The organism is Tateyamaria sp. syn59 (assembly GCF_007995245.1).
Lineage (GTDB): Bacteria > Pseudomonadota > Alphaproteobacteria > Rhodobacterales > Rhodobacteraceae > Tateyamaria.
Genome location: NZ_VCBA01000009.1, coordinates 35,619 through 51,602 on the forward strand (window position 1 = coordinate 35,619; position 15,984 = coordinate 51,602).

Here is a 15,984-nt window from a genome sequence, read left to right on the forward strand (position 1 = left end):
GATACGCACGAGGCCGCGAAGCCCTTAAGCAGAGCTTGGTTCGAGAAGCCCCATCTCGGACGCCTCTTCCCAGATTTCTTCAAACACTTTCTTGGCGCGACCGCGTTGGCGTACGCTTTGCGCGGCCTCGAGGTTGTCGAGCTTGCCTTCGCCTTCAACGACGACGAGCGCCACCATACCCGTGGCGGCGTGCGGTGTGCATTTGTAACCATAGATGCCAGGCACATCGAAGATAACTTCTATATCCTCGTTGATCCGGCCATCCCACTCTTCGGCTGCCTCAGGGATCATACCGTCGATTGACGCGCTGTTGTGGCTACGATCGGTGGCCTTGAACAACACGGTTTGGCCTGCTTCGACAGAGATCACCCGCGGAAGAAAAATGTTGCGCAGCCTGCTGTCAGTCGGATGCTTGGTCAGCATCTCGATTGTGACAGGTTCTTGGGCAAACACCTTCGTAGGCAAAGCAGGGACAAGAGTTGCGGCGGCGCTGCCTGCCAGAAAGGTGCGACGGCTGTGCGAGTTCGACATGAAAAGACCTCAGTAGATATATGTTTCTGCTGGGGCAGCACATCGGCATTCCTCGCGGTGCATTGCAGATTAGAGCAGATTGCCTTAAAGTCTACAATTATGCTCAGGTATTTTTATTGCACCGTGAAGATCACTTTGGCGGCACTTTCGACCGCTTTATTTTTTGCGCCCACAGTGTCTGCGGAGCCGACCCCACACCCATGTGGATCGCCCTTGTCCAACCGACTTGTCGCGCATCGGGCCGCGGCGGGTGATGCCGGTGCAATGGTGTATTTGGGCAAGAAACTGATCCAGCCCGTTTGCACACAGGCCCAACAAAACGAAGGGATACGTCTTATTGCACGCGCCGTGACAGCCCAACACCCCGAAGCGATGTTTACGCTTGGCACGCCGCTGATCCGTGACGCTGCAAAGGAAACCGAAGAACAGCTCGGCCTCGATTACATTGAACAAAGCGCGCAGCTTGGTCATACCCATGCGGCTGCTTTCCTTGGCGCGCATCTCATGTCTGTTTCCCGAACTGAGGATCAGCGAGATCAAGCGTTTCTTTGGTTGGGACTTGCGGCAAATGACGGATCTGTATTGGCCGCCATGACGCTGTCGCAGCTTTACAAAAGCGGCATGCACGGCGTGGTTCAGGACCGCTGCGCAGCTGCGCTATGGCGTGAAACTGCCGGGCTGCTCCAAAATCCGGACATGGATTTCAGCCCTCAGACCGATGTTGCGTGCAAATGAATACGGACATCGGAGAGCATAGCAATGCTTACACCTGAAACAGAGGACACCGCCCCTTCCCATCTTGGTCCGCAGTCTGGGCGGGCGATGATTATGATCGCCGCCCTGCTGTGTGTCATCGTGGCGCTTGTCGCCTGGGCCCGGCTGACGGAGCAGCCCCTTGCTGCGCGGCCAGCCGATTTGCCAATAACCTCCGAGCGGGCATTACACTTGGAGGCGGAGCTTGATGGGTCGGCGCAGGTAACAGATCTTCGAGGTGCCCTCATCGCCGATTTCGGCCCAGGCCAGGCCGTTTTTATTTCGACAATCGTCCGGGTTATTGACCGCGAGCGCATGAAGGTGGGTGCGGATCCCGACGCGGCCATCTATCTGCGGCAGCGTGGTAAGACACGCCTGACGTTTTTCGACCCAGAGACGCAACGCGAGACTGAACTCAACAGCTTTGGTCAAGACAATGTAGCATCCTTCAAAGCACTGCTTCAGCAAGACGCAAAGTAGCTGTCCAATATTCCTGACAAAATATGTAAATTATTATTGACAGATTGCCGCGGGTCGGTAGTCTAAGGCAGTCGAACATTGCTATCTGCTTTTAGCAGCTTGGGGCCGGATCGTTCTCCGCGGTTCCGGTTGGCAAAAGGGGTCGGTTGGCAAGCTCTGCCCTTATGCTGGAAGCGGCGCGACGCTGTTTGACGGCAGGCCATTGCCTGCGACACGGACCAGCAGTCTTGCCAGTTCATTTTCTAAGAACCGATAGGACCTCCGCTCCTATCACCGTGCGATGTGCACGGCTCGACCGACTGTCTGCGCACGGCGGTCGGTCGGGCGCACATTGGGTTTTGCCGCATAGATTGTGTGCGGTCGGCATCGGCGCTTGGCTACGCTGGAAAGGGGAAAACGATGGCATTGCTCTCGTTTGAACGAAAGTACCGGGTTCGAGGAGGCACGCTCATTGGCGGCGACCTCTTCGACTTTTGGGTTGGCCCGTTCTACGTCGGCTTCTTCGGGGTCACGACGGCATTCTTCACGCTGTTGGGGACATTTTTGATATTCTATGGGGCCGCTCTGGGTGACACGTGGAATCCTTGGCTGATCTCGATCGAGCCGCCAGAGCTTGATGTCGGTCTGGGTGTAGCACCGCTGGCCGAAGGCGGATTGTGGCAGTTGATCACGATATGCGCCCATGGCGCCTTTATCAGCTGGGCGCTGCGTGAAACGGAGATCTGCCGAAAGCTTGGTATCGGATGCCATGTGCCGGTTGCTTTTGGTGTCGCGATCTTTGCCTACACGACACTTGTGGTCATTCGCCCTGTGCTGATGGGCGCCTGGGGGCACGGCTTTCCGTATGGCATTTGGAGCCACCTCGATTGGGTCAACAACGTGGGCTATGCCTATGGCAACTTCCACTACAACCCGGCCCACATGATCGCGGTGACTTTTTTCTTCACCACGACGCTCGCACTTGCACTGCACGGGTCGTTGATCCTGTCGGCGGCGAACCCCGAAAAGGGCGAAACCATGCGGAGTCCCGAACATGAAGACACGTTTTTCCGCGATTTCATCGGCTATTCAATTGGGCCACTTGGCATCCACCGCCTTGGCCTGTTGCTCGCTTTGAACGCCGGTTTTTGGTCGGCCGTGTGCATCGTGATTTCCGGAACGGTCTGGTTCGATGCCTGGGCTGACTGGTGGTACTGGTATGTCGATCTGCCGTTCTGGATCGACCTTGAGGGAGGCGTTAATGGCTGAGTATCAGAACATCTTTACGCAGGTTCAAATCCAAGGACCGCCTGAAATGGGCATGATCGAGGATGCGAATCCCACCGATCGCACGACGTCCGCGCGTTACTCCACGCTCCTCGGTTGGTTCGGCAATGCTCAGTTGGGCCCGATCTACCTTGGCAGCTTCGGAGTGGTGTCACTGGCCACGGGGGCGATCTGGTTCCTGATGGTCGGCGCCAGCTACTGGGCGCAGGCAGGCTACAATCCGGGCGTCTTCATGCGCGATCTGTTCTGGTTCTCGCTTGAGCCACCCTCGCCAGACTACGGGCTGAGTATGCCGCCGTTGAAAGAGGGCGGGATGTGGCTGATTGCCAGCTTCTTCCTTCTGGTGTCAGTGATGGCCTGGTGGGCGCGGTCCTACCAGCTTGCGCAGCAGCAAAAGATGGGCAAGCACGTGTTCTGGGCATTTGGAGCCGCCATATGGCTGTTTCTGGTGCTGGGCCTGATCCGCCCGATCCTGATCGGTAACTGGTCGGAGGCTGTGCCATATGGCATCTTCAGCCACCTCGACTGGACGATGAATTTTTCCGTGCTTTATGGCAACCTATTCTACAACCCGTTCCACGCCCTGTCGATCGTGTTTCTATATGGGTCAACACTGCTGTTCGCGATGCACGGTGCGACGATCCTCGCGGTGTCCCGCTACGGTGGCGACCGCGAACTGGAGCAGATCGCCAATCGCGGGACAGCAACAGAACGCGCCGCTCTATTCTGGCGCTGGACCATGGGGTTCAACGCCACGATGGAGGGCATTCACCGCTGGGCCTGGTGGTTCGCAATCCTGACGCCGATCACAGGCGGCATCGGCATCTTGCTGACCGGTACAGTGGTCGACAACTGGTACGTCTGGGCACAAGAGCACGGCTATGCGCCGCTGGACTAGGAGGTACGCGGGATGACCAAACACATCTTTGAACTGGAAAACGTCTCCGAAAGGGACCGCCGCAAATTCCTGCTGGACAACATCCTCGGGCAGATGGTTCGGGGCTGCGCGTTCGCGGCGACAGTCCTCTTTGGGCCGATCCTATTTATCTATGCGATCTATGTGGTGGGGACGTTCCTGCCCCCGGAGTCAAAAGAGGCGCAAGACCCCACGCCAGATAGTTTCGTGTCGTCCAGCGAAGAGGGGTCGTAGGCATTAACTTTTGCCGCATGGGTCGCTCCACCCACGCGGCAATTCTATGGGTGCCACGGCCCGCAATCGGCACTGAATTTCACAGGCTTATATGCAGTCGATTTGTGCCGCCTTCATAAATGGGTTAGCATCGCAATCGCAGCGCCCGACACGGAGTGATTCATGACAGAACCTGATACTTGTGGGTGCGCCCAATGCTCGCCCGAATGTGGATGTTCACAAGAAGCACCGACAGATGGGCAATGCTGTTGCGGTGAGACATGCACTTGCGAGGATTGCACGTGCGGACCCAGCTGCCGCTGTCCCGACTGAATTTTAGGCACCCACCTGTTCATCACCGGTGCGGTTCACAGACTTCAATCCGCAACTGGTTCAAGGCTTGATGTCAGAGCCATGCTTTGCGACTTGCCGCTATAATAATCTGCTTCCATGGGAATGTTCTATGAACAGCGTGACAGTTGACAGAGATCGAATAAAGGCCATCCGTAAATCACGTAAGATCGGGCGGCCAAAGCTTGCGAAGCTGGCCGGTTTGACTGAGCGGCAGATTGCAAAGATCGAAACGGACAGTGCACCAGTCGTTGCCGAAAACCTACTCGTTCAGGTATCGGACGCGCTGCATGTCCCAGTCCAGACCCTGACGGGCGAATTTCCTTTGATCGCTGAAGATCTTGAGCCCGCGTCAGCGAAAAAATGTACAAGCGGCTGCTGCGGCTAGTCGGCTCAGGCAAACAAGTTACGACGTTTGTGCTGCTCGCGCATGTATGCACCTATCAGGCGTGTGCTTCATGCCCTGTCTATGCTTGAAGCAATCCGATCCGCTTGCTCCGGTGTGAGGCGTGGTGGATGCCAATCCCGCCCGGGAGCGGCTTCAAGTAGCTTTTGGGTATAGGGGTGCTTTGGGGCGGCAAAGACCTCAGCTGCTGGCCCGAATTCGACCATAATCCCTTTTTCCATCACTGTGATGTAGTCCGAGATTTGGGCCGCAACCCGCAAATCATGCGTGATGAAGATGATCGCCATTTTATACTTTGTTTGCAGATCATTCATCAGCCGCAGAACCTGTTTCTGGACCGATAAATCCAGCGCCGAAACGCTTTCATCAGCAATCACCACATCTGGTTCCATTGCGAGCGCGCGCGCGACGCCGATGCGCTGACGCTGTCCGCCGGAAAAATTGCGCGGCTTGCGTTTATACGCCGCCTCGCTCAGACCGACTTGGTCAAGCAGTTCGATGGCCCGCGCCCGTGCCGTGGATGCGTCCAGACCTTGCAGGTGCAGCCCCCGCGTGATCATGAAGCCCACCGATTGCGACGGGTTCAGCGAGCCATAAGGGTCCTGAAAAACCATCTGGATATTCTTGCGTGCACGCACCAAATCATCACCGACGAGGCCCAGGAAATCCTCTTCGTTGATGATGATTGTGCCCTCTGTCGCCTCCTCAAGCCGGATCAGAGTCTTGGCCAAGGTGGATTTCCCTGAACCTGACTCCCCGACAACGCCAAGTGTTTCGCCAGCGCGCAGCACGAAGCGCGCATCGTTCACGGCGTGTATCTCGCGCGTTCCGGTATGATAGATCTTGTGCAGCCCTTCGACCTTGACGACAGGCGCGTCGTTGCGGGTCTGATCAGGTGCGCGTGTTGTCTCCAACAGCGGCATCGCATCGACGAGAAGCTGGGTGTAGGGCTCTTTGGGATGCATGAGGATCTCGTCTTTGGGCCCCTCCTCAACTACCCTGCCCCAGCACATGACGGCGACCCGGTCCGCCACATCAGCCACGACCCCGAAATCATGCGTGATAAAAATGGTTGCATTGTCATAGACCTCGCGCAGGTCGTCGATCAGACGAAGGATTTCCGCCTGTGTCGTCACGTCCAGCGCGGTAGTAGGCTCATCCGCGATCAGAACATCCGGTTTGCATGCCAGCGCCATGGCGATGACAATCCGCTGGCATTGACCGCCCGACATCTGGTGCGGATAGCTGTCATAGATACGCGGCGGTGTGGGCAGCTTCATCTGCTCCAGCAATTTCAGGGTCTCGGTCTTGCGCGCTGCCGACGCGATATCTGGCCGATGCAGAGCAAAGACCTCGTCCACCTGGGCTCCAATTCTCATTGCCGGGTTTAACGCGGCCATCGGCTCTTGGTAGATCATCGAAATGCGCGCGCCACGCAGCTTGTTCAGTTCGGTTTGGCGCATGTGAAGCACGTTCTGCCCGTCAAAGATCACCTCACCCGAGGTGATGCTAAGCCTGTCGGGCACGTCATTCATAATGGCCGACGTCATCACGGACTTGCCCGAACCGCTTTCACCCACCACGCACAGAATTTCACCGCGCCTCAGCTTCAGGTTCACATTCTCAACCGCATATTCGCGGTCTGCCCCTCGTGGAAGTGCGATAGACAGATTGCGTATCTCAAGGATGGTTTCAGGCTTCGTAGACATTGCTCGGCTCTGTCGCATTGGCTTGCGGTACTGAGCTGGGAACGGAGCCTGGCACTATGATCCAATCAGGTGTTCGGCACTTTCGCAAGCCTGTCAGACAACCTTGACATACGCACGCAACCACAGGCATTGCATGTGCACCAAGCGTCGACGCGTGCCAGGCAACTACGATCTGCAATCGCTGAGGATCTTACCATGACGCAGCATTCTCCATCTCTGATCTTTTTCTGTGATCCCGGAATGGGAAACCGGCAAAGCTTGGAACTCGACCCGTTCGAACAGGCCTTTCTTTGTGTAGCGCGGCATTTCTTTGAGACGCACGATGCGCCTGACACACAGTGCTGGATGCAAGCATTCATGGCGGCAGAACAGCGTTTTCCACCACCTTTCGGTGCAACAATTGCGCATGCAATTTCATTAGCGGTCAGTGCGCTAGCGACGCGCAGGGGATCATTTGCATATTACCGAAACAGTCATGCATTGGCAGACCATGCCATCACCCGGGAAGAACAATATCTGCTTCAGGTCCTGCGCGGCTTAAGGTCCGGTGACACAACACATCTGCAAACCAAAGCACTGATGTTGTGCTGCGGCGATGATACACAGCCATTTCTGGCAGCTTTGGAAAGGCTATGCCTGATCACTGGGGACGTCACGGAGTTGCGATTTCAACCCTGAGTCAAGGGTAGTCCGAAGCGATCTGCAACCTGTCGACCGACCAATTGGTTTACAGGCTACTTATACCAATCAAGACCGCACCGCGGCCAAGGCACGCGGCTTGCGCGGATACTTACCTTCCAATAACGTTCAGCTCCGCAACGCCACACCGCGTTGCATAGCAAGCGCATACCATCGCCAGCCTACGCTCAAACTGGGTTCCAACCGACGTGCAAGGTGATGCGATGACTTTTATGCCCAACATGACTGCCTCGACACGCATGATGCGGGTGCTGGAACCTTTGTCATGGCGGCGTTTGCCCGGCGTGATTGGGGACGTTTGGAGTGTTCGTTTCCAATCCGGTGGCGGCGGCCACTACATGGCACCAAACCCGCGGCTGGTTGTGTTCCTGAACGAACCGACAGACGCACTTCACTTCCGCATTGCGGATAGCACGACTTGGCAAAACGGTGTTCAGGCGCTTTACGTGCCTGGAGGAGTGCCATTGCGCAGTGCCGTTTCCGAGGCGTGCAAGCTGAAGCATCTCGATCTCCATCTTGATACGATCCCACTCTTGCGAAGAATGCAGGCCATGGGGGCGCATCACCTCGTTCGCAAACCGGTCATTTGTACACAGTCCAGGGCGGTAACTCACCTTGCCGACGTGCTTGCCGAAGAAGTGTGCAACCCGCGTCGCCCCAGTATGGTCGCAGACGGACTGGTTTCAGCACTTTTGGCTGAAATTCTGGATATCGGGAAGGTGTCTGATCCGATTGAGTTAGCCGCACAAAACCATGCTGTATTTGAAGATTTACGCGCTTTTGTATCTGATCACCTCCAGGATCGTATCACGGTTTCTGACATGGCCGAAGTCATCGGCGTGTCAGAAAGCTGGTTGACCCGTCTCTGCCGAAAAGAACTTGATACGACGCCTCTGCGCTGGCTGATGGACCAACGTCTCAGCGCTGCGAAAGAGCTGATGCGGCAAACAAATGGAACGTTGTCTGAGATTGCGGCAGCCACGGGTTTTGCAGACCAGGCGCACCTTACGCGCAACTTCAGGGCCGCTGTTGGGCAGACCCCAGCCATCTGGCGTAAGGGATAAGATGTGCAGAATGGATCAAAAAACGCCAGTCTGATCCAAGACTGCTGTTGCCATACGCGCTAGCGAGCCTTTGGGAAAATACCCGGGGGACACATTATGAAACGGATTATCAAACTTCTATGCCTGTCAGGCACAACGTTTGGATTGGGCGCTCAAGCACTTTTAGCACAGTCCACCGCAGACCTGATCGACCCGGTTGACCTTGGCAAACTGATTTTGAACGCGGCTCCATCTGACCCTGTGCCAGGGTATGTGGCTGACCGCTCCGCCACGGCGTCAAAGTCCGGGACACCGATCCTAGAAATTCCGCAATCGGTTTCCGTGGTCACCGGCGAACAGATCGAGGATCAAGGGGCCACCACGCTCGGCGATACTTTAGGATACTCCGCAGGTGTCTTCGCACAGCCCTTTGGCACAGACCCCCGGTTCGATAGCCCAACGATCCGAGGCTTCAACGGGTCGGAAGCGCAGTATCTCAACGGGCTGCGCATCTTGCGGAACCTTGGCGCACCCTCATTCGAAATCTACTCACTCGAACGCGTTGAAATACTCAAAGGGCCAGCGTCTGTGCTATATGGCTCAGGCAGTCCCGGTGGTGTCATCAACCAGGTCCAGAAACGTGCACAATTCCTGACATTTGGTGAGGCCGGCGTTGGTCTTGGCGATCCTCAAGCGACCGAGGCCTTTGTCGATTGGAACGCTGCCGTTTCCGACACGTTTGCCGCGCGCATAACGGCCGTTGCCCGCGACAGTGAAGAAGACGTGGAAGAACTTGAACAACAACGGCGCTATCTCGGCCTTGCGACGCGCTGGAGCATTACGCCCAGCACAGAGCTTCAGTTTCTCGGCTCGTATCAGGAAGACGACCCGATCACGCCCGCTGGCGTTCCCTTTGATCTCGTCGGCACGGGCATTGATGAACAATTGCGCGACTCTTATGCCGGTGATCCGACCGACGACAGGAGTGAACGCAAGAACCTCAATCTGGGATTCCAAATGCGTCACGATTTGGACAACAACTGGGCGCTCGATGCCAACTTCCGCTACCAGAACTTTGATTGGGACTACACGGGCTTTTTTGTACAAAACGCAGTTGCGGACGGGGATACGATCAACCGCGGCGGTATCAACCAGCTTGAGGACTCCGAGACCGTCAACTTGGACCTGCGGCTAAGCGGAACTGTCGAGACAGGCGCGGTCACACATGACTTACTCTTTGGTATGGAGTATTTGCGCTATGACTTGGTGGATCGGACAGAGTTTCTGAACGCTAACCCCATCAGCCTATCGAACCCAGTCCGCACTGGCGCTGACCTAAGGGGACCGACATTTTTTATCGTCAACGACCTGGTGCAGGAACAGGTGGCATTTTACGCTCAGGACGAATTTAGTACGGGAAACTGGCGCGGCTCATTGGCCATCCGGCACGACCGGAGCGAAATCAAAGGGCGCAGTGGAAACAGCCTTGGTATTTCCGAAATCGACCAAGATGACACAGAAACCACCGGTCGGATCGGGCTGTCTTATGTATTCGACAACGGGGTTGCGCCCTATGGCAGTTATACAACCTCCTTCGATCCGGAAATTGGCTCTGACATCGACGGCAATGCATTGAAACCAACCGAGGGCGAGCAGTGGGAGGTCGGTTTGAAGTGGCAACCCGATGGCCTCGATGCGTTGTTCACCGCCGCCATCTATGATCTGCGTCAGCAGAACATTCCCAATACTGTGACAGAAGGTACTGCAACGGGCACTCGCCAGATTGGCGAAGCCCATTCGCGCGGGCTGGAGCTTGAGGGCACGATCGACCTCAACAACGGCTGGAGCATTCGCGGGCAATACACCTACAACCAAACCAAGGTTCTGTCAGGAGTCAACGAAGGCAACGAATTGCCAAACGCGCCCGAGCAAAGCTTCGGACTTTTTGCAAACTATGCCTTTGACGGCGGCTCCCAACTCGGCGGCCTTGAACTGGGCGGTGGCGTGCGCTTTATCGACAATCGTTTTGGCGACGCAGGCAACACCCTTGGCCTTGAAGGTGTGACATTGCTCGACGTGCGCGCAAGCTATCAAGTGCGCGAGAATTTGAACATGTCGCTCAACATAACCAACCTCACCGACCAGGCATATGTTGCAAATTGCGGCCCGTTCGGGTGCTTTTTCGGGGATGGTCGAACGCTCCAGGCACGTGTGACCTACCAGTGGTAATGGAGTTCTTGTAGAGGCGCTGGAACCGTTTCAAGCCTGTGTATCGATACGCAAAAGCTTGTTTCCGCGGAAATCGGCCTGCTTAAGGGAGCACTGCCTTCATCCGTTTAATCATGCGACCGTTAACACTGTGCGCGGCAATGCGATTAGACTGTAAGGTTACTCTATACATGTCGTAAGCCAAAGGTTGGTGAGCCGCGTCTATATCAGTCGGCCTCCTGCTCGAAATACATGCTGGCCGACGGTAAAAGTGTTGGATCGGCGGACGATAGATGGTCCAAACCGGCACCGTAAACCTGCTTGCAGTCAGCACTATTGAAGGCGCAGGACGATGCTCGCATATCAGCGAAACTGATCACGCCGCTACTGGCTGCGCACCAGATTGGCTCTGGTCATTGGCGGACAAGGTAGGCATATGCTTGTCGTGAGCCCGCGTCGTTCGCCAGCCACACCATTTCATTCCAATGGAAATAGGTTCGCTGTCGTGGTGCTGCGCCTTGCATGTATGCTGCTCATACTCTTTCTGCCGGTCATGGCGACGGCAGATCCTCGTGTGCTGCATCATCGCTTTGGACACACGGAAATCTCTGGGACACCGCAACGCGTCGTATCACTTTCGTTCATTGGCCATGACTATCTTCTGGGCCTTGGGCATGTTCCGATCGCGCTGCGCTATTGGTACGGGAACAACCCGTCCGGCGTTTGGCCGTGGGCTTCCGAATACCTGGGCGATGCACAGCCGCACATCATTACAGGTGGTATAGATGTCGAGGCGATCGCGCTGCTTAAACCCGACCTTATCTTGGCACAGTGGTCCGGCATCACTGAAACCGAATACCATTTACTCTCCAGTATCGCGCCGACATTGCCGCCGCCTGCAGGTGCCAGCGACTTCAGCGCGACGTGGCAACAGATGACACGTCAAGTCGGACGCGCCTTGGGCATCGAGGAGACGGCGGAAGCACAAATTGCCCAGATTGAAGCACGATTTGCGAGGCTGCGCGGTGCCTATCCACATTGGCAGGGCCGAACAGCCTCAGCGGTTTGGCCAGATCAGATTGGTGCATACACCCGCGCGGATTTGCGCGGGCAGTTTCTGGAACAGCTTGGCTTTGTAAACGCCCCACAAGTCGAGGCGCTGGCCGGACCCACCACGTACAATGTCCGTCTGTCTCAAGAACAGTTGGACCCAATTGATACAGATCTGCTGCTCTGGCTGACTGTCGCTGATCCAAAAAACAGTCTTGAGCGGATCACGCTGCGCCGGTCGATGCGAGCATACCGGGAAGGTCGCGAGATTGTTGCTGACCCGGTTTTGACGGCGGCACTGAGCCATTCCAGCCCCCTCGCCCTGAACTATGCCTTGGATCGGCTAGAGCCGATGATTGAGGCCGCTTTGGATGGGAAACCCGACACAACTGTTCCCGGTGTGCCCGAATGAATCGAAGTATGGGAGTAGTTGCGCTGTGTGCGGCAGTGGCGTCGCTTGGACTTGGGGTGCGCGATGTGCCCCTTGGCGAAGTTGTCGATGCGCTGCTGAACTTCGATGCAAGTAACGCAGACCACATGGTTGTTCGGGAGTTGCGCGTTGCACGTGCGGTGGCTGCTCTGATCGGCGGCGCTGCGCTTGGTGTTGCCGGGGCGCTTATGCAAACGATGACGCGGAACCCTCTGGCTGATCCAGGCATTTTAGGCATCAACAGTGGTGCAGCTTTTGGCGTTGCCGTCGGCATCTGGGCGTTGCAACTGACGGCGCCCGGTGCACTCGTTATCCCCGCTTTGGCCGGCGCTACGGTATCAGCTGTCCTTGTTCTGCTGTTGGGTGGTGGCATGCGACGCGACGGGCCTGACCCGATCCGCATGGTGCTTGTCGGAGCGGGTTTGAGCGCCCTATTTCTTTCGCTGACCTGGGGTCTGCTGATCCTCAGCCGCCAATCCCTGGACATTTATAGATACTGGGTTCTTGGCGGCTTCAACCAGATCGATCCCCAAAGCCTTTGGGCCGTGTCGCCCTTGTTTGTTCTTGGCTTCATAGCGGCAGCAATCGCTTCATTTCTGCTCAACCCGTTGGCTGTCGGAGACGACACTGCGCGTGCACTAGGTGTGCGCGTTGGACTGACACGTCTGGTCAGTTTGATTGCCGTTGTGCTGCTGTGCGGGACAACCGTTTCGGTTGCGGGACCTATCGCCTTTGTAGGGCTTGTCGTTCCGCATCTTGTGCGGCCATTCGTACATGGTGACACAAGACGGCTTGCTTTTGGATCGGCGGTACTGGGTGCAGCACTGGCGATGATTGCGGATGTAGCGGGGCGTTTCATACTGCCCGGACAAGAGGTTGAGGCAGGCGCCGTGATGGCACTGATTGGCGGTGCGGCCTTGGTCCTTCTCGTACAACGACGGCGCGAGGTGCGGTTGTGACAACGCTTGTTCTCCGCAATCGCCTGTTGTCAGCACGGATCACAAGCAGGATCGTCGTCGTCAATGCGCTGCTGCTGCTTGGTGTGCTGGCGATGCTGGCAACCGGGTTGCTGGGCGGCACGTTTCCGATCACATTTTCGGATGTTTTGGCCGCGCTCAACGGCACCGCCGACCAGGTCACCCAGATGGTTGTTCTCGAAAATCGCTTGCCACGGTTGTTGACGGCTCTGGGTGTCGGCCTTGCATTTGGATTGGCAGGCGAGATGGTGCAAACGCTCTTGCGCAACCCGCTCGCCTCCCCCGATGTGATCGGGTTCAGCGCCGGAGCGGGGCTTGGCGCTGTGATGTCAGTTGCTCTCATCGGAACAACAGCGTTTGTTTTGCTCGGCGCATTGGCAGGGGGCGCTTTGGCTGCCACGCTGCTGTTGGCCTTGAGTTGGAACAAGGGGCTGACGCCGGGCGCCATTGTGCTGGTCGGTGTCGGTTTGACGGTAAGCCTTGGTGTCATCACCGATCTACTGATGACACGGCTTGACGCCAATAATGTCGGCGAGTTGGTCAAGTGGATCGTTGGGTCGCTCAATGCGCGCAGTTGGGATGATACCGGACTGATCTGGGCTGGTCTCGCAGCAGTCGCACCACTGTGTTTTTGGCAACAGTTTTCCTTGAACCGCCTTTCGGTCGCCGATGATGTGGCAATCAGTTGGGGCCTGCCGGTTGTAAGAATACGTCTGATCACCATCACTTTGGCCGTTGTCCTTGTCGCCTTGTGCGTCGCAACCGCCGGCCCACTGCCATTTGTGGCCTTCGTGGCCGGACCGATTGCGCATGGGCTGAACGGTCTGCCGCGTCCCACGTTGTTCTCTGCCGCTCTTGTTGGCGCGCTGGTGACCCTATTGGCAGACCGGGCGGCCCAAGCATTGCCTGCGCTTTTCGTTTTGCCTGCTGGGATCTTCACCGCGCTGATTGGTGCACCGGTGTTGATCTGGGTCCTCATCCTCCAAAGTCGAAAGGCGCGTAGATGACATCGCAACTGGTCACGCGAGATCTTGAATTCAGCTATGGCAATGGCCCAGTGCTGGACGGGATCACGCTTGATATTCCAAGCGGCAAGGTCACGGCGATTGTCGGCCCCAACGCCTGCGGCAAATCCACCTTGCTTCGCTGTCTTGCGCGATTGATTGTACCAAAGAGCGGCGCAGCATTATTGAACGGCACGCCACTGCATCGCCAAAACACCCGCGCTGTCGCACGCGCCATTGCACTGCTGCCACAAAGTGCCGAGGCCCCGACGGGCATGCGGGTCATCGACCTTGTTGCGCGTGGACGCACGCCACATCAGAACCCGCTTCAACAATGGTCCGACCGGGATGAGAGGGTCGTTCGCGAAGCGCTCACCCAAGTCGGGCTCGAAGATGAGGCCGACCGTCCCTTGTCCGATCTGTCGGGCGGCCAAAGGCAGCGGGCCTGGATTGCGATGGTCTTGGCGCAAGACACCGGCATACTGCTCCTTGATGAACCAACGACGTTTCTTGATCTGCACTACCAGATTGGAACGCTCAAACTGGTGCGGCAGCTGCAACAAGAGCGTGATCTAACGGTCGTCATGGTTTTGCACGACATCAATCTGGCCGCACGATTTGCTGACCACATCATAGCCTTGCGCAGCGGCGGCATCGTTTGCCAAGGCACACCAAAAGAGGTGGTCACGAAAGCCAATATTTTCGCCATCTACGATTTGCATTCGGAGATCATCACCGGGCCAATCGACGATCTACCCCATGTCATTCCACTCTGAGAGCACACCATGAAAGTCTATTCCGATATCGACGGACTGACATTTGCCGCAATGAAGGGTTTGATGCTGCACGAGGCCACGGAACATGGCTTGCCAGTTTTGGACAACAGTGCCGACAGTCTGCGGATCCAGTCAGAATACGGCGTTTTTGGTATTGTGGACCGTGGCTCAAACGCTATCAGGATCGAAGTTGAGGCTGATGGCCCAAGCAATCTGCACGTTCTGCGCGAAGGCTTGGTCGACCACATTATCCACTTCCTGCCTGATCTCACCCAACAGATCGCGTGGTCAGATACGGTGCAAGAAGGTCTGCGTCCACCGAACTTCCAGTTTGCCGAGGTGATCGCCGCTGAACGGCTATGTCCGTCGTTCCAGCGCTTAACCCTGTGCCTATCCAAACCGGAAGGCTTTAATGATCGCGCGATCCACTTCCGGTTCGTGCTGCCGCACCAAGGGAATACCGATCCTGAGTGGCCAACACTCACCGCCAATGGTTCAACACGCTGGCCAACCGGTGACAAAGCGTTGCACAGGCCCGTCTACACCCTGCGTGCGCAGCGCGGTGCAGAGATCGACGTTGATGTGTTTGTGCATGAAGGCGGCCAGGCATCAGACTGGGCGATACAGGTCAGACCGGGTACGCAGGTTGCCGTGATCGGGCCCGGTGGGGGCGGTGTGATCGATGCGTCCGACGTTGTACTAGCGGGCGACGAAACCGCTTATCCCGCGATATCGCGTATCATCGAAAGCCTTGCAGATGATGTATCTGGCCGCGTGATCCTTCTGAATCACGACATGCGCAAGGACTATCCGCTGCCGCAGCATCCCGGCCTTAGTGTTCAAACGGTTGGTCCGGATGCTTTTGTCACTGCAGTGTGCGCGGCGGCGTCAGCGTGCACAGATGGATACGTTTGGATCGCTGCGGAAGCAGAACAGGTTAAGTTACTGCGCAAAGCTAATGCGATTGAAAAGCATCCCAAGTCTGCGCGCTATCTTGCGACCTATTGGACACGCGTGGCTTCGGAGTCCGACTGATCACGTAAATGTGCAAAAATGTCACTGGCTGTTATCGTTAGGCGGCTGCTGCATTCTGTTTGAAGCCGCGCACTGCTAGGACGCGAGCGCCAGGCAGGCCAACGCCCCCAAGCTCCTCACCAGACCTTCCTTTGGAG

The 15,984-nt window shown here is 56.7% G+C and carries 16 protein-coding genes; 14 read left to right on the top strand and 2 right to left on the bottom strand.

The features are described from left to right. Nucleotides 1-24: 24 nt before the first annotated feature. On the bottom strand, nt 25-531 hold the full coding sequence (locus FD715_RS16660) for a pseudoazurin (protein ID WP_147112352.1): 507 nt from the start codon (nt 529-531) through the stop codon (nt 25-27). A 273-nt stretch (nt 532-804) separates the two neighbouring features. Here FD715_RS16660 and FD715_RS16665 point away from each other — a divergent pair, with 273 nt between their 5' ends. The 6 genes from FD715_RS16665 (at nt 805) to FD715_RS16690 (ending at nt 4,898) form a co-directional block, all read left to right on the top strand. Next, on the top strand, nt 805-1,266 hold the full coding sequence (locus tag FD715_RS16665; RefSeq protein ID WP_189799525.1) for a sel1 repeat family protein: 462 nt from the start codon (nt 805-807) through the stop codon (nt 1,264-1,266). A gap of 24 nt (nt 1,267-1,290) precedes the next feature. Further along, nucleotides 1,291-1,764 carry a photosynthetic complex assembly protein PuhC gene (puhC, locus tag FD715_RS16670; protein ID WP_223274938.1) on the top strand — a complete coding sequence of 158 codons (474 nt, stop codon included), beginning with the start codon at nt 1,291-1,293 and terminating at the stop codon, nt 1,762-1,764. A gap of 399 nt (nt 1,765-2,163) precedes the next feature. Further along, nucleotides 2,164-3,012 (top strand): photosynthetic reaction center subunit L, encoded by an 849-nt coding sequence (gene pufL, locus FD715_RS16675; protein ID WP_147112360.1) that lies wholly within the window; start codon nt 2,164-2,166, stop codon nt 3,010-3,012. Next, nucleotides 3,005-3,928 (top strand): photosynthetic reaction center subunit M, encoded by a 924-nt coding sequence (gene pufM, locus FD715_RS16680; RefSeq protein WP_147112363.1) that lies wholly within the window; start codon nt 3,005-3,007, stop codon nt 3,926-3,928. Before pufL ends, pufM begins: the two co-directional genes overlap by 8 nt. Before the next feature lie 12 nt (nt 3,929-3,940). Next, on the top strand, nt 3,941-4,180 hold the full coding sequence (gene pufX / locus FD715_RS16685; RefSeq protein WP_147112366.1) for an RC-LH1 core complex protein PufX: 240 nt from the start codon (nt 3,941-3,943) through the stop codon (nt 4,178-4,180). Between the two features lie 442 nt (nt 4,181-4,622). Then, nucleotides 4,623-4,898: an XRE family transcriptional regulator gene (locus tag FD715_RS16690; protein ID WP_147112371.1), complete on the top strand. Its 276-nt coding sequence runs from the start codon at nt 4,623-4,625 to the stop codon at nt 4,896-4,898. A 68-nt stretch (nt 4,899-4,966) separates the two neighbouring features. On the opposite strand, the gene FD715_RS16695 is transcribed toward FD715_RS16690, so the two are convergent. Then, entirely contained in the window at nt 4,967-6,625 is a 1,659-nt protein-coding gene (locus FD715_RS16695) for an ABC transporter ATP-binding protein (protein ID WP_147112374.1), read from the bottom strand. Nucleotides 6,626-6,820: 195 nt separating this feature from the next. On the opposite strand from FD715_RS16695, the gene FD715_RS16700 reads away from it, so the two are divergent. From FD715_RS16700 to FD715_RS16735, 8 genes are all read left to right on the top strand, one after another. Continuing rightward, nucleotides 6,821-7,303 carry a hypothetical protein gene (locus FD715_RS16700; RefSeq protein WP_147112377.1) on the top strand — a complete coding sequence of 161 codons (483 nt, stop codon included), beginning with the start codon at nt 6,821-6,823 and terminating at the stop codon, nt 7,301-7,303. A gap of 224 nt (nt 7,304-7,527) precedes the next feature. Continuing rightward, entirely contained in the window at nt 7,528-8,388 is an 861-nt protein-coding gene (locus FD715_RS16705) for a helix-turn-helix domain-containing protein (RefSeq protein WP_147112380.1), read from the top strand. A 96-nt stretch (nt 8,389-8,484) separates the two neighbouring features. Then, nucleotides 8,485-10,596, top strand: coding sequence for a TonB-dependent siderophore receptor (locus FD715_RS16710; protein ID WP_147112383.1), 2,112 nt, complete (start codon nt 8,485-8,487; stop codon nt 10,594-10,596). A gap of 382 nt (nt 10,597-10,978) precedes the next feature. Then, nucleotides 10,979-12,037, top strand: a complete 1,059-nt coding sequence (locus FD715_RS16715; protein WP_223274939.1) for an iron-siderophore ABC transporter substrate-binding protein — start codon at nt 10,979-10,981, stop codon at nt 12,035-12,037. Nucleotides 12,038-12,045: 8 nt separating this feature from the next. Then, entirely contained in the window at nt 12,046-13,014 is a 969-nt protein-coding gene (locus tag FD715_RS16720) for an iron ABC transporter permease (RefSeq protein WP_223274941.1), read from the top strand. Next, nucleotides 13,011-14,039, top strand: a complete 1,029-nt coding sequence (locus FD715_RS16725) for an iron chelate uptake ABC transporter family permease subunit (RefSeq protein ID WP_147112389.1) — start codon at nt 13,011-13,013, stop codon at nt 14,037-14,039. The genes FD715_RS16720 and FD715_RS16725 overlap by 4 nt, the downstream gene beginning before the upstream one ends. Continuing rightward, nucleotides 14,036-14,812, top strand: a complete 777-nt coding sequence (locus FD715_RS16730) for an ABC transporter ATP-binding protein (protein WP_147112392.1) — start codon at nt 14,036-14,038, stop codon at nt 14,810-14,812. The genes FD715_RS16725 and FD715_RS16730 overlap by 4 nt, the downstream gene beginning before the upstream one ends. Nucleotides 14,813-14,821: 9 nt before the next feature. Further along, on the top strand, nt 14,822-15,847 hold the full coding sequence (locus FD715_RS16735) for a siderophore-interacting protein (protein ID WP_147112395.1): 1,026 nt from the start codon (nt 14,822-14,824) through the stop codon (nt 15,845-15,847). Nucleotides 15,848-15,984 lie beyond the last annotated feature (137 nt).

Excerpts from the sequence above, each read along its gene's own strand:
- FD715_RS16660 (WP_147112352.1), bottom strand. The coding sequence starts at position 531 with ATGTCGAACTCGCACAGCCGTCGCACCTTTCTGGCAGGCAGCGCCGCC.
- puhC (WP_223274938.1), top strand. The coding sequence starts at position 1,291 with ATGCTTACACCTGAAACAGAGGACACCGCCCCTTCCCATCTTGGTCCG.
- pufL (WP_147112360.1), top strand. The coding sequence starts at position 2,164 with ATGGCATTGCTCTCGTTTGAACGAAAGTACCGGGTTCGAGGAGGCACG.
- pufM (WP_147112363.1), top strand. The coding sequence starts at position 3,005 with ATGGCTGAGTATCAGAACATCTTTACGCAGGTTCAAATCCAAGGACCG.
- pufX (WP_147112366.1), top strand. The coding sequence starts at position 3,941 with ATGACCAAACACATCTTTGAACTGGAAAACGTCTCCGAAAGGGACCGC.
- FD715_RS16690 (WP_147112371.1), top strand. The coding sequence starts at position 4,623 with ATGAACAGCGTGACAGTTGACAGAGATCGAATAAAGGCCATCCGTAAA.
- FD715_RS16695 (WP_147112374.1), bottom strand. The coding sequence starts at position 6,625 with ATGTCTACGAAGCCTGAAACCATCCTTGAGATACGCAATCTGTCTATC.
- FD715_RS16700 (WP_147112377.1), top strand. The coding sequence starts at position 6,821 with ATGACGCAGCATTCTCCATCTCTGATCTTTTTCTGTGATCCCGGAATG.
- FD715_RS16705 (WP_147112380.1), top strand. The coding sequence starts at position 7,528 with ATGACTTTTATGCCCAACATGACTGCCTCGACACGCATGATGCGGGTG.
- FD715_RS16710 (WP_147112383.1), top strand. The coding sequence starts at position 8,485 with ATGAAACGGATTATCAAACTTCTATGCCTGTCAGGCACAACGTTTGGA.
- FD715_RS16720 (WP_223274941.1), top strand. The coding sequence starts at position 12,046 with ATGGGAGTAGTTGCGCTGTGTGCGGCAGTGGCGTCGCTTGGACTTGGG.
- FD715_RS16730 (WP_147112392.1), top strand. The coding sequence starts at position 14,036 with ATGACATCGCAACTGGTCACGCGAGATCTTGAATTCAGCTATGGCAAT.
- FD715_RS16735 (WP_147112395.1), top strand. The coding sequence starts at position 14,822 with ATGAAAGTCTATTCCGATATCGACGGACTGACATTTGCCGCAATGAAG.